The organism is Bacillus cereus group sp. N24, from assembly GCF_016483345.1.
Taxonomy (GTDB): Bacteria; Bacillota; Bacilli; order Bacillales; family Bacillaceae_G; genus Bacillus_A; species Bacillus_A toyonensis.
The window spans coordinates 22,550-35,177 of sequence record NZ_JAEHCA010000036.1 but is presented as its reverse complement, the minus strand read 5'-3'; the positions used below and the strand labels follow the sequence as shown (position 1 = coordinate 35,177).

The window sequence follows — 12,628 nt, the reverse complement described above, 5'->3', positions numbered from 1 at the left end:
TAAAGCTTAAAAACACAAAAAATCCATTATTAGGTAATATTACTGCGGACTAGAGCAGGAACCCTGTCACTAGGCCTAAATGAGACTACACTCTAGAAATAAGAATATCGAATACTATTTTAAAACCTTTTTAATCAATTTCATCTTCTTATTATTGTAAGGTGGCAATACAAAACTTACATCTATTTTTGTACTCTTTTTCACAATACTTTTATTATGTGAAAAAAGATCGAAACTATATTTCCCATGATAAGCGCCTATTCCAGAATTACCAACTCCACCAAATGGTAGATGAGCATTAGCGATGTGTGAAATCGTATCATTTACGCACCCCCCACCAAAAGAAATTTTACTCAGTACTTCTTCCTCGCACTTTTTATCTTCTGTAAACAAATATAAAGCCAATGGTTTAGGACGTTTATTAATCATCTGGATTGCCGTTTCTAACTGATTATATTCCCTAATTGGTAAAAGAGGGCCAAAGATTTCATCCAGCATAACTGCATCTGACCAAGATTTCGCTTCTAACATAGTAGGTTCTATATATAAATTCTCTTTAATTGAGTTCCCACCAAATATCACATTTTCTTTATCTTTTTCTATTATAGAAGCCAACCTATCGAACTGACGTTCATTAACAATACGACCATAATCCTTACTATACATAGGATTTTCTCCATAATAATTAACAATTACTTCTTTCATTTTTGAAATAAGGGCATTTTTAATTTCCGAATGTACCATAATATAGTCTGGTGCAACGCATGTTTGACCTGTATTTAAAAATTTCCCCCAAACAATTCTCTTAGCTGCTAAATCTAAATTTGCTGTCCGATCAACAATTACTGGACTTTTCCCTCCAAGCTCTAATGTTACGGGAACCAAGTTTTTCGCAGCAGCTTCCATAACAATCTTCCCTACCTGTACACTCCCTGTGAAAAAGATATAATCAAAAGGAGCATTAATAAGCAAGGACGTTGTTTCTTTTTCTCCTTCAATGACCCGAATATAACTCTTATCAAATATCTCGCTGATCATTTCATTAACTACAGAGGTTATATTAGGTGTATTTTCAGAAGGTTTAAGTACCGCACAATTCCCAGCAGCAATTGCTCCAATAAGAGGTTCAATTAATAAATTGAAGGGATAATTATAAGGTCCTATAATTAATACTGTTCCATATGCTTCTTTCATAATCTGACTTTTAGATGGCCATAAAGCTACAGGTGTTTTCACCTTTTGTGGTTTCATCCATTTTTTTAAATTTTTCATTGTATTCTTAATGCTATCTAATGCAAAACCTATTTCCGTTAAATATGCTTCAAATTCACTTTTTCCTAAATCTTGATATAAGGCTTTTGTTATTCTCGTTTCATAACGTTGAATCCCATCTTTTAATTTTTTTAGCTGCTCTAGGCGAAATTCTAAAGTACTTGTCACCCCTTGATGAAAAAAGTTTTTGTGCCCTTGAAGAATACGGTCAATGTCCTTTTTCTCTATTTGATTCATTTTTTACACTCCTCACGTAAGTTCACTAGATATTTTGTCCAAAATGTTTATAAATCACCATCGTATTTTTATAAGTTTAAACCTTTAAACTTATAGGGGTCTATAAAGACCTTTAGATATACTCTAAAGGCATTCTTTTTCAATTAAAAATAGTAGCTTTTTTAAAGATTCCACAGCACCATCTAATGCTACAGAATAATAGCGTTCCGTACCACGTTTTTCTACTTTAACCAATCCCTTTTCTCTTAACAGTTTTAAATGATGTGAAATTGCAGGGCGTGATAAACTTGAATGTGCTGTTATATCACTGACTGTTAAAGTCCCCTTTTCACTAAGTAAAAGGATTATATCTTGACGATGTGGATCACATAATAATTGAAAAAATGGAATACATGTACGAAATTGATCTAACGCTTGTTTTCCCATAGTATATCCTTCCTTAACTACTTTACAGCCAAATGTTTAAACTCTTAAACGTTTGGCTGTAAATATATAATAATATACTTATCCTACCATAGTCAATATTGATTGACATAAAAACACCCCTTTAGATAATTTTATCCAAAAATAAAGCATAAAAGCCGAAATTCCTTAACGTAGGAAAATCGGCTTTTTATCTTCCATAAAATGTCTTAGCGTGGGTTTTATGTCAATTGGTTGGCAGGACCCCTAGTAAAGCCTCATTAGGTTCTTTTTTATTCAAATTTTTCGCGAAACACCTGTCTTTATTGCTGCAGATGCAACAGCTTCTGCTACATGCTTCACTACTCTTCGATCAAATGGATCCGGAATCACATAATCAGCATGCAGCTCTTCAGAGTTAATAAGTCCTGAAATAGCATATACTGCAGCAATTTTCATCTCTTCATTAATTTCCTTCGCACGAACATCTAAAGCACCGCGGAAAATACCTGGGAATGCAAGGACATTATTAACCTGATTCGCAAAATCAGAGCGTCCTGTTCCAACTACGAGTGCTCCCGCTTCTTTTGCCTCTTCCGGCATAATTTCTGGTACCGGATTAGCCATTGCGAAAATAATTGGATTCTTATTCATCGAACGAACCATTTCTTTTGTAACTGCTCCTGCCGCAGAAACCCCAACAAACACATCAGCACCTTCCAATGCATCTGCTAATGACCCTTGTTTTTGCTCTTTATTTGTAATGTTTGCCATTTCTTCTTTGAATTTATTCATACCAACTTGACGTTCTTTATAAATGATTCCTTTTGTATCGCATAAAATAACATCTTTTACACCCATATTTAGCAACAACTTGACAATTGCTACGCCTGCAGCTCCAGCCCCATTTACCACAACACGAATATCCTCAATGTTTTTGTTTGCGAGTTTAAGGGCATTAATGAGTCCTGCTGTTGTTACAATAGCCGTTCCATGCTGGTCATCATGGAAAATAGGAATATCACTCACTTTTCGTAAACGATCTTCAATTTCAAAGCATTGTGGTGCAGCGATATCTTCTAAGTTTACTCCGCCAAAAGTAGGCTCTAACATTTTAACGAACTCGACAATTTTATCCGTATCAGTCGAATTTATGCATAAAGGAAAAGCATCAACATTTGCAAATTCTTTAAATAACAATGCCTTCCCTTCCATGACCGGCATAGCTGCACTCGGACCGATATTTCCTAGCCCAAGGACAGCGGTTCCATTTGAAACAACAGCAACAAGATTACCCTTTATTGTATAATCATATACTTTGCTTTCAGTCTCATGAATAGCCAAACATGGCTCCGCTACACCAGGTGAATAAGCAAGACTTAAATCATTCGCATCACGTACTTTGACTTTAGAATTGACACTAAGTTTTCCTTGATTTTCTTTATGCATCTTTAATGCTTCTTCCCGTAATGTTGACATAACTGAATCTCCCTACCTTTGATGAATTTTTATTACTAATTGAACTGCAACTAGATTTCCTTTAATCATATAATCATACGCCTTGATCTCAACTTCATGAATGTCCAAACAGGACTTAGCTACACCTGGAGACTAGGCAAGGCTTAAATCCTTTTTATTACTGACAAAAACCCCTGGAATGAACACCCAGCTTTCCTTGATTCCCCTTATCCTTTTTAACTCAATAGCTTCATTAAGAGTGTTGCCATGATTACTGTAGCAGCACCACCAAGTCTTGTTGCTACTTGTGCAAATGGCATTAATGACATTCTGTTGGAGGCAGACAAAATTGCTACGTCCCCTGTTCCCCCTAATCCGCTATGACACCCAGTTACAATCGCTGATTCAACCGGATACATATTTAGGAATTTACCAACAATATAACCTGTCCCAATCATTGCAAGCACAACAGACATACAAATTACCACATAAGCAGGAGTTACAATTTTCACAACATCTTCCAATGGAATAAACAGCATTCCCAGCCCTACCATAAGCGGCCAAGTTAAACCGGTAGAAACAAATTTATAAAGATGAAATGCACCCTGTTCCATTTTTGCTGGCATTAGCTGAAGACATTTAACCAATGTAGCTGCCACAATCATTAAAACTGGACCCGGAATGCCTAAAAACATATGGGCAAATTGACCGAAGATGAAAAAACCACAGGCAAGCAGTAAACCTGCACCCATTAATGAAAAATCGACTGGCGCATTTATATTTGTATTCTCGTTCTTCATCTCTTTTACGCCGTCTTTTGCTTTGACTAATACACCATTTCCAGTAAGCTCTGGCTTTCTTTCACCTAAATTTTTCATTAATCCTGCACATATAACTGCGACGATATTTCCAATGACTGCAGCAGGGATCATTTGAGATACATACGTTTCAGCTGATCCACCTAAAATTTGCGAGTATGCTAGTGATAATGGTAGAATTCCTTCACCAACTCCTCCGCCAATAATAGGAACAATGATATAGAAAAAGGTATGCTTCATTTCATATCCAAAAAGTGCTCCAACGGATATACCAGCAACAATAGATGCTATAGTTCCGAGAACAAGCGGTATAAACATTTTTGAAAAACCTTGAATCAAGACTCTGCGATTCATTCCTAGGATACTTCCAGCTACTAAAACAGAAATATACAAATAAAGAAAATTAGACGTTTTCATTAATGTTATCACTGCTTCCATCGAAGCCGGATTAAAAATGTTAAAAAATACAAGAACAGATGGAACTAGTAGAGATAATATAGCAGGTCCGCCAATGTTTTTTAAAATAGGAATCTTCATCCCAAGGTCCCCTAGTAAAATCCCAAGCACCATAATAACCGCAAATCCTCCGATCATGTCTGGAGGTAGTTGATTATAAACAGATGCACCATAAACAATTGCCGCTAATACTAAATAAAGTGGTAACGGGATAACCCCTATCTTTACTTGTTTGAGCTTTGTAAGAAACCCTTTTTTTTCATCTTCATGTTGAAGCATTTCCCGTTTTCTTGCTGATTCCATGAAATTATTCCTCCTTTACTACTTCTGTTTCAAAGACGCTTAATCACGCCCGCATTATCAACTATCTAGCGAAATGATAAAATTCATATTCTGTTTACCATTCACTTGGGGTTTAAAGAAAAAGGACCTTGGGTTAGTTAGAGGGCACTGAAAAAGTCCACTTTTTCAGTAGTCTCGGTTAGTTATTGCTCGTTTTTATCATCGTCAAGGCTTATAGATCATCTTGTGTGTCATGCCGCCGTCGATGATCAGATTTTCACCCGTTATGAAATCGTTCTCATCAGATGTAAGGAATAAACATGCTCTGGCAATATCCTCAGGTGTTCCGACTCGCATGGCAGGGTGTTGCTTATGGCCAATTTCTCTTAATTGCAAATAATTTTCTGTTTCAATCCATCCCGGACTAATCGAATTAACCCGTATTCGATCAGGTCCTAGAGAAACAGCCAAGGCATGGGTCAATGCCAGTACCCCACCTTTGGAAGCAGCATAAGCTTCCGTATGAGGCTCTGACATTAAGGCTCGTGTAGAGGCAATATTTACGATAGAGCCTCCTCCTTGTACCTTCATAAAATTAGCTGCCTCTCGGGAACAAAGGAAAACACCACGTAAATTAATATTTACTAGTGAATCCCATTCTTCTAAAGTTAACTCATAGGGAGATTTCCACCTTGTAATCCCTGCATTATTAATCAAAATATCGATTCGGCCATATTTTTCTATCGTGTGACTCATCAAGGACACAATATCCTCAGGGCTTCCTACATCAACCAACTGGATCATACACTCTTTTCCAGCTTCTCGAATCAAACGCTCCGTTTCTTGACACTCCTTTATATTTCGATCAGCGATGATAACCTTTGCTCCATGTAGTGCATACATCAGTACAATACCGCGGCCAATTCCTCGACCTGCTCCTGTAACAATGACGACCTTATTGGTAAAATTCACGTTATTCCTCCTTACACGAAAACGCGCCTCCTAGAAAGGCACGTTTCCTTTAATTTTACAATCCAATTGAAATACCTCTTAAAAGTTTACTTTCTGCCCTTTAAATGCAGCGATGTAAAGTTGTTTCATTTGCTCCACAGAAACTTCTCGTGGATTGGATGATGTACAAGGATCGTGGATAGCTTCTGCTGCCATCTGGTCCACATATTTTTCAAGTTCACTCTCAGTGACACCAAATTCTTTTAGCGTTAATGGAAGTCCTAACGCTTTATTTAAACGACGGATTAAATCCGTTAAAGAATCAATTAGCTCATCCTCTGTGCTTCCAGTGAGTCCAAGCATCCTTGCAATATCTGCATAACGAGAACCGTCAACCTTTTTATTAAAATCAATCACATATGGCAAATAAATGGCATTGGCACAACCATGTGGAATATTAAAGATGGCACCACTCTTATGAGCCAGACTGTGTACGATTCCTAAAAATGCGTTTGAGAAAGCCATACCAGCTATACATTGGGCATAGTGCATTTCCCCTCTAGCTTTTTTATCCCCGGCAAATGATTTTTCAATGTTTTCCACTGTCATTTTAATGGACTGCATGGCCAAAGGATCTGTAAATGGGGTATGCAACGTTGACACATATGCCTCGATTCCGTGAGTTAATACATCCATTCCGGTATACGCTACAATCTGAGGTGGCATGGAATAAGTTAGCTCCGGATCTACAATGGCGATATCTGGTGTGATATCGAAACCAAATACCGGGTATTTAACCCCTTTTTCGCGATCAGTGATGATGGAAAAAGGGGACACATCGGTACCAGTTCCACTTGTAGTTGAAATCGCGATAAAGCGTGCTTTATTCCGTAAAGTTGGTACCGGAGTCGGAGCTTTAATCTCTTCAAATGTTAACTCTGGATGTTCATAAAAAGTCCACATCACCTTAGCTGCGTCGATAGGAGAACCACCACCTACCGCAATAATCCAGTCTGGTTGGAAGTCTTCCATCATGTTTGCGCCGTTTTGCACAGTTGTGACAGACGGATCAGGTTCAACCCCTTCAATAAGCTGGGTTGCAAAGCCAGCTTCTCGTAAATAAGATTCGATTTTATTGAGATAACCCGATTTTTTAATGGATTGACCTCCAATAACAATCGTTGCTCTTTTCCCTTGAATAGTTTTCAATACCTCTAGGGATCCTTCCCCATAGTAAATGTCTCTAGGAATAGTAAAACGGTTCATGTGCAAAATCTCCTTTTCTAAAAAATGATTGGTAAATGTTTTCTACCTCAAAAAAAATAAAAGTTCTTGAATACTCTTCCCTGGAATTTTCATTTCTAATCCTTACTCTATTGGTGTTAACTACATAATCTATAATATATACTAAGCATCCATTGTGGAAGTAGGCACTTTTTTTTGTTATAGTATCATAAAGTAGACTAATACATCAGGAGATGAATATGGTGATCAACGAAAAACTCAAGGACCTTCATTGCGAAAAAGAATTAACATTGTCTGTTATAGAGGGAAAATGGAAACTAATCATTTTATGCTATTTAGGATCAAAAGGGACAAGACGGTTTACTGAACTTAAAAATTTAATCCCTAACATTACGCAACAAATGTTAACCAATCAACTAAGGGGGTTAGAGGCAGATGGACTGGTTCATCGAGAGGTATATCCCGTTGTTCCTCCCAAAGTAGAATATTCTCTGACAGAACAAGGGAAAAGCTTAATGCCAATCCTAGAAATGTTTGATGAGTGGGGCAAGAACTATATGAAATCAATCAAAGAAAAAGATAAGGGCATTCATTGCGAAAAAGAACTAACATTGTCTGTTATAGAGGGAAAATGGAAACTAATCATTTTATGCCATTTAGGGTTGAAAGGAACAAAAAGGTTTACTGAACTTAAAAATTTAATCCCTAAAATTACGCAACGAATGTTAACCAATCAACTAAGAGAGTTAGAGGCAGATGGACTGGTTCATCGAGAGGTATATCCCGTTGTTCCTCCCAAAGTCGAGTATTCCTTGACAGAACAAGGAATAAGTTTAATGCCGTTCTTAAAAATGTTGGATGGGTGGGGTAAGAACTATATGAAACAAATGGAACAGAAATGCTGAACCACGTAATAGGTCGATTTATTTACACAAACTGGGATGCAGGCGCATGCCCATCAAGCTGATATGAACGAAACTGTCAACTCCTACACCCCAAAGGATGGTTTTAGAGATTGAATTCATAATCCTATCTGTTAAAGAGTCTAACTCTTCTTGAACAAATAAAGCTGAAAAAATACTTTTTATACGGAATCACACTTTTGTTTACTTAATCAAGATTATCAGAACCAAAGAAGCTCCTGCTTTAATTTCTTGTACTTCACCGTTTAAATCAAAACTGAATATCCCTTGTTTTATTACCGATTCAAAGGCTTGTCTTCTTTTTATGAAGATAAATTTTCGAACCCCAAATTTGACGCAAATGCACTTCCTGTATCAAAAGAGGTTATTGCGAGCTATATCGCCTCAGCGTATGTTGGTGTCATTCAATGGTGGTTGGAGAATGATATGCCCTACTCACCCGTATCGATGGCTGATCAAATAATTGAATTTAATTCTAAAGGCGCTATTTATTTAATTAATTCACATAAATCAAAAGAATTGTTCTAAATAGGAAAACTTGTACCCATTTGTTATTTAGATGTATTACCAGCGTTCTTACAACTAGGGGCAAAGTAGCATTCCATATAGGAGAGATGCTACTTTGCCTCTTCATATTCCTTCATTATTTTATAAAACGTGTTTTTCTTTAGCTCTAACATTTCCATAAACATAACAGCAGTTATTTCTCCATTCTTCCATTTTGAATGAGTTTCTTCTATTATATTTATTTGTTGTTTGCTTAAGGTCGAAAGGGTCACCTGAGGACGGCCTAAATGTTTTCCTTGAGATTTAGCTACCGCAATCCCTTCCGCTTGTCTTTGATGAATTTTTTTTCGTTCTTGATCTGCAACATAAGACAACAAAGATAAAAATTGATCTTCCATTAATCGTCCCATGTCACCCATCTCACGGAATTTCCGACTATCAAACAGCGTTTCATTTTCTAAAACAACAATATCTGCTTGTAATTCTCTTGTTATGTATTTCCACTCCGCAATTACCTCATCATAATTACGCCCCATTCGATCTAAGGCATCTATGTAAACAATATCACCTGTACTCAATATTTTTCGTAATAATTGATACTGAGGACGATCAAAATGTCGCCCACTTGCTTTATCGACAAAAATACGTCGAGCTTCCACTCCTCGTTCCATCATCTTATGTAATTGACGTTGTTCATTTTGATCTTTTGTACTTACACGTATATATCCATAAATATTTGCCACGTTTTGTATTCTCCTTACATTTGTTAGCGCAATTATATCACATTCGTTTATAAAGGTATTAACTAAAAATAAACGTTTATAAATTATATTAAATCACCTTTATAAACTTGATAATTCAATGTTTCATAGATATGACCAACCCGTTTGTAAAGGTATACCTTTGTAAACAGTTTTGTATTTTCTATGGTAATTGCTAAATTTGATTATTATTATAGAAGTAAGTGAAATTTTTAAAAATTTAAATTATAAGGAAATCGTTGCATTCTATAATAAATACTATACGAAGGGAAATGGGAAGTTGAAAACGAGAGAGCTTCTTACTGCAGAACAAAGAGAATACTTTTATGGAGTTCCTGATCATATGGACGAGAGAGAAATTCTACGCTATTACACAATATCTGATGAAGAATTGCAAATTATAAATAAACAACGCGGTGCTGCCAATCGATTAGGTTTTGCCATACAAATTGCTTACTTACGCTTTCCTGGGAGACCATTATCTGCAAATGAAAAAGTTCCAGATTTTATTGTACATACGATTGCTAAACAATTAAGAATTTTACCTTCAGCTATTCAGAACTATGCACGTGGGCGTGATGCAACTCGTCGAGAACATTTGAGTAAAATCAGAAGTACATTAGGATTTCGGACATTTACTTTAAAAGAATATCGAGAGTTAGCACGTTGGCTTCTTCCTATAGCAATGAAAACAGATCAAGGACATCTTTTAGTAGAAGCTCTTATTACAGAAATGAGGAAAAGAAAAATCATTCTACCAGCCATATATGCAGTTGAGCATGTAGCATGGGCTGTGCGTGAACGAGCACATAGAAAGATTTTTAAACAATTGACAAAGGACCTTACTCCTTCTCAATGTAAGCAACTAGACAAGTTATTAAGTGTAGGAAAAGGATACAAGTTTTCGTATTTATCATGGCTTCGACAACCTTCAGGTGTTGTTTCTGTTAAAAATTTTCACAAGATTATGGATCGAATAGAGTTTATCCAAAAATTAAGTTTACCTTTAGATAACGGCAGAGAAGTGCATCAGAATCGACTGCTACAGATGGCACGTGAAGGATCACGTTATTCCAATCAACATTTATCCAGGTTTCATGAACTCAAACGACATGCAACTCTTATGGCCTTTCTCATTCACATTTATGCTTTTTTAACAGATCAAGGAATAGAGATGCTTGAGAAACTAATGGGTAGAATGTTTAATCGTGGAGAAAAGAAACATAAGGAACATTTTCAAAAGGACGGAAAAGCGATTAATGAAAAGGTTCGTTTATACGCAAAAGTTGGCAAGGCTTTAATTGAAGCAAAAGAATTAGAACAAGACCCATTTGAATCTTTACAATCTATCATTTCATGGGAACAATTTGTACAATCAGTGGAACAGGCTGAAGAATTAGCCAGACCAGCAGAATTTGACTATTTAGATCTATTAGATAATCATTATGGGCATTTTCGGAAGTTTGCACCTAGATTATTAAGAACGTATGTATTTAAAGCCTCTAAAGCGAGCCATACTTTATTTCAGGCCCTAGAGATGTTGAAAGAAATAAACCAAACGGGAAAAAGAAAAATCCCTGAAACAGCTCCGATGGATTTTCTCAAATCGAAGTGGTTCAAGCATGTGATTAAAGAAAATGGTATTGATCGTCATTACTATGAGTTCGGTATCTTTTCAGAATTATGTAATCATCTTCGTTCTGGAGACATGTGGGTCGTAGGAAGTAGACAATATAAGGATTTTGAAGAATATCTTTTACCTCAAGAAAAATGGAAAGAATTAAAGGAGAAAAACCAAGTTCCACTTACAATCCCAACCAATATAGATCAGTATTTACAGGAACGATTTGAGTTAATGGAAGAACAACTCTCTAAGGTAAATCATTTAATTAACAATCAATTATTGCCAGATGTTGAAATCTATGCAGATAAAATACAAATTGCATCTTTAAAGAAAATGATTCCGGATGAGGTCGAAGATCTAACCAGACTTATTTATAGTGTATTACCGCGTATTAAATTAACAGATCTATTGGTAGAAGTAGATAGCTGGACTCATTTTAGCAAACATTTTGTTCATCTTCATACCCAAACTGAGCCAAAGGATAAATCCGTATTATTCGCAGCTATTTTGGCTGATGGAATTAATCTTGGTCTTTCAAAAATGGCAGATGCATGTCCAAATATATCTTATACACAATTAGCTTGGATATCGGATTGGTATATAAGGGATGAAAATTACTCCAAAGCTCTTGGAACAATCACTGATTTTCAGCATAAATACCCATTCACTTCTCACTGGGGAGATGGTTCAACTTCATCCTCTGATGGACAATTCTTTAGAGCAGGTGGTCAGTCTAGTCCATTGGCACAAGTAAATGCAAAGCATGGTAGGGATCCAGGATTAAGTTTTTATACACATATTTCAGATCAATACGCCCCATTTTATGTACAAGTTATTAGTTCTTCAGAAGAAGCGCCACATATTATTGATGGCCTACTATATCATGAAACAGATTTGGAAATTGAAGAACATTATACGGACGCAGCAGGCTTTGTAGATCATGTCTTTGCCATGTGTCATATGTTAGGATTTCGATTTGCACCTAGAATCAAAACGTTTAGTAAGAATAAAATTTATACTTTTGAAAAGCCCTTAAATCAACGGCATCTAGAATTTATGATTGGTGGAACAATTCATACAAAGAAAATAAGAGAAAATTGGGATGATTTATTACGATTAACTAGTTCTGTTCGTAATGGAACAGTCACAGCTTCTCTTATTCTTAAAAAGCTTGCAGCCTACCCAAGGCAGAATAGCTTATCCGTAACGTTGCGTGAGATAGGTAGGATTGAAAGAACTTTATATACATTAGAATGGTTGCAGAGTCCTGAGCTTAGAAGACGTGTTCAGGTTGGTTTAAATAAAGGTGAAGCAAAACACGCACTTGCTCGAGCTGTATTTTTTAATCGATTAGGGGAAATTCGTGATCGTTCTTATGAGGATCAATTACATAGAGCGAGTGGTTTGCAACTTCTTATTTCAGCAATTGTATTGTGGAATACGGTATATATATCACGTGCAGTAGATGCTTTACGTGCAAAAGGCGTGGGCATTCCAGAAGAATATTTACAACATATATCTCCACTTGGATGGGAACATATTACGTTGACAGGTGATTATGTTTGGAACTTAAATGAAAAAACAAATTTTAATAATCTAAGACCATTACGAGACAAAAATTATATAAAAAAGTAGGAAAGTAAGTAGCCGGTTCCTTAACGTACAGGGAACCGGCTAAAATGTGTCCAAATT

At 36.2% G+C, this 12,628-nt stretch carries 10 protein-coding genes and 2 pseudogenes; 4 read left to right on the top strand and 8 right to left on the bottom strand.

Features of this window, described 5'->3' with window-relative positions; all coding sequences use genetic code 11:
* Positions 1–114 precede the first annotated feature (114 nt).
* From JDS95_RS27765 to JDS95_RS27740, 7 genes and pseudogenes are all read right to left on the bottom strand, one after another.
* Complete coding sequence (locus JDS95_RS27765; RefSeq protein ID WP_001071732.1) at positions 115–1,509, bottom strand: aldehyde dehydrogenase; 1,395 nt, start codon at positions 1,507–1,509, stop codon at positions 115–117.
* A gap of 123 nt (positions 1,510–1,632) precedes the next feature.
* The gene (locus tag JDS95_RS27760) at positions 1,633–1,935 is read right to left on the bottom strand and encodes an ArsR/SmtB family transcription factor (RefSeq protein ID WP_000517896.1); all 303 of its coding nucleotides are present in this window, start codon (positions 1,933–1,935) and stop codon (positions 1,633–1,635) included.
* Positions 1,936–2,208: 273 nt separating this feature from the next.
* Positions 2,209–3,390, bottom strand: coding sequence for an NADP-dependent malic enzyme (ystJ, locus tag JDS95_RS27755; RefSeq protein WP_000105818.1), 1,182 nt, complete (start codon positions 3,388–3,390; stop codon positions 2,209–2,211).
* A gap of 42 nt (positions 3,391–3,432) precedes the next feature.
* Positions 3,433–3,580, bottom strand: a pseudogene (locus tag JDS95_RS32240) (NAD-dependent malic enzyme); the annotation flags it as partial.
* A gap of 25 nt (positions 3,581–3,605) precedes the next feature.
* Positions 3,606–4,946 carry a 2-hydroxycarboxylate transporter family protein gene (locus JDS95_RS27750; RefSeq protein ID WP_000443180.1) on the bottom strand — a complete coding sequence of 447 codons (1,341 nt, stop codon included), beginning with the start codon at positions 4,944–4,946 and terminating at the stop codon, positions 3,606–3,608.
* A 204-nt stretch (positions 4,947–5,150) separates the two neighbouring features.
* On the bottom strand, positions 5,151–5,897 hold the full coding sequence (locus JDS95_RS27745; RefSeq protein WP_199690898.1) for a glucose 1-dehydrogenase: 747 nt from the start codon (positions 5,895–5,897) through the stop codon (positions 5,151–5,153).
* 78 nt (positions 5,898–5,975) lie between these two features.
* Entirely contained in the window at positions 5,976–7,142 is a 1,167-nt protein-coding gene (locus JDS95_RS27740; RefSeq protein WP_001079088.1) for an iron-containing alcohol dehydrogenase, read from the bottom strand.
* Between the two features lie 212 nt (positions 7,143–7,354).
* Between JDS95_RS27740 and JDS95_RS32235 the strand changes: the two are divergent.
* From JDS95_RS32235 to JDS95_RS32040, 3 genes and pseudogenes are all read left to right on the top strand, one after another.
* Positions 7,355–7,675, top strand: a pseudogene (locus JDS95_RS32235) (winged helix-turn-helix transcriptional regulator); the annotation flags it as partial.
* Between the two features lie 3 nt (positions 7,676–7,678).
* Positions 7,679–8,026: a winged helix-turn-helix transcriptional regulator gene (locus JDS95_RS32230; RefSeq protein ID WP_438285165.1), complete on the top strand. Its 348-nt coding sequence runs from the start codon at positions 7,679–7,681 to the stop codon at positions 8,024–8,026.
* Between the two features lie 285 nt (positions 8,027–8,311).
* Positions 8,312–8,572, top strand: a complete 261-nt coding sequence (locus JDS95_RS32040; RefSeq protein ID WP_167545127.1) for a TetR-like C-terminal domain-containing protein — start codon at positions 8,312–8,314, stop codon at positions 8,570–8,572.
* A gap of 89 nt (positions 8,573–8,661) precedes the next feature.
* On the opposite strand, the gene JDS95_RS27725 is transcribed toward JDS95_RS32040, so the two are convergent.
* On the bottom strand, positions 8,662–9,294 hold the full coding sequence (locus JDS95_RS27725; RefSeq protein ID WP_001284326.1) for a recombinase family protein: 633 nt from the start codon (positions 9,292–9,294) through the stop codon (positions 8,662–8,664).
* 298 nt (positions 9,295–9,592) lie between these two features.
* Between JDS95_RS27725 and JDS95_RS27720 the strand changes: the two genes are divergently transcribed.
* On the top strand, positions 9,593–12,571 hold the full coding sequence (locus JDS95_RS27720) for a Tn3 family transposase (RefSeq protein ID WP_033661427.1): 2,979 nt from the start codon (positions 9,593–9,595) through the stop codon (positions 12,569–12,571).
* Positions 12,572–12,628: the final 57 nt, after the last annotated feature.

Coding starts and splice junctions, on each gene's coding strand:
- JDS95_RS27760 (WP_000517896.1), bottom strand. CDS start 1,935: ATGGGAAAACAAGCGTTAGATCAATTTCGTACATGTATTCCATTTTTT.
- ystJ (WP_000105818.1), bottom strand. CDS start 3,390: ATGTCAACATTACGGGAAGAAGCATTAAAGATGCATAAAGAAAATCAA.
- JDS95_RS27740 (WP_001079088.1), bottom strand. CDS start 7,142: ATGAACCGTTTTACTATTCCTAGAGACATTTACTATGGGGAAGGATCC.
- JDS95_RS27750 (WP_000443180.1), bottom strand. CDS start 4,946: ATGGAATCAGCAAGAAAACGGGAAATGCTTCAACATGAAGATGAAAAA.
- JDS95_RS32230 (WP_438285165.1), top strand. CDS start 7,679: ATGAAATCAATCAAAGAAAAAGATAAGGGCATTCATTGCGAAAAAGAA.
- JDS95_RS27765 (WP_001071732.1), bottom strand. CDS start 1,509: ATGAATCAAATAGAGAAAAAGGACATTGACCGTATTCTTCAAGGGCAC.